Origin of the sequence: Lactobacillus sp. ESL0679 (assembly GCF_029433515.1) — a bacterium.
Taxonomy (GTDB): domain Bacteria; phylum Bacillota; class Bacilli; order Lactobacillales; family Lactobacillaceae; genus Lactobacillus.
Genome location: NZ_JAQTIG010000017.1, coordinates 1 through 574, shown reverse-complemented (window position 1 = coordinate 574; position 574 = coordinate 1). Strand labels below are relative to the sequence as shown.

Here is a 574-nt window from a genome sequence, read left to right as displayed (position 1 = left end):
GGAACATGGAAAACGCAGAATAAGCGACGTCCTGGAGCATATATTAATGTTAAAGGCGTTGCTCAACCAACTTCTGATTCTAATTTAGGTAGAACACTATTATTAAGTAATGCGCAACTAAATTGGGGTAAGAAAGGCATTATTGAATTACACAACGATAGTAATTTCAAAGAATTACTAGGCACTTCGATTGATGATCCGAAATTATTAGCATTGAAACAGGTACTAAAGGGGGCTGAAACAGTCCTCTTTTTAAATACCAATGATGGTACTAGAGCCAGTCTTGATGACCCAGCTTTGCCTTGGAAATTTATTGCTAAATATTCAGGCACAAGAGGCAACGACATCTCTGTTAGCTTGGAAAAGGATCCGAATAACACAACGATTGTTAATGTGACAACTTTATTTGGCACTGAAATTGTCGATGAGCAAACAGTGACTACGACAACGGCTGGTAGCTTAGTAAGTAACGATTACATTGGTGTTACTTTGACTGCTGAAGATGGTGGTCAAAGTAAGTTGGAAGCAATCAGCGCAGCAGCAAGCTATAAGCTAACTGGTGGGACAACCACGC

Annotated in this window: 1 protein-coding gene; it reads left to right on the top strand. The window is 39.7% G+C overall.

Translation table 11 applies throughout. The annotated features are described in order from the left end of the window. The coding region (locus PT287_RS10010) for a phage tail sheath N-terminal beta-sandwich domain-containing protein (RefSeq protein ID WP_277134668.1) at window positions 1–574 on the top strand (574 nt) is incomplete at both ends.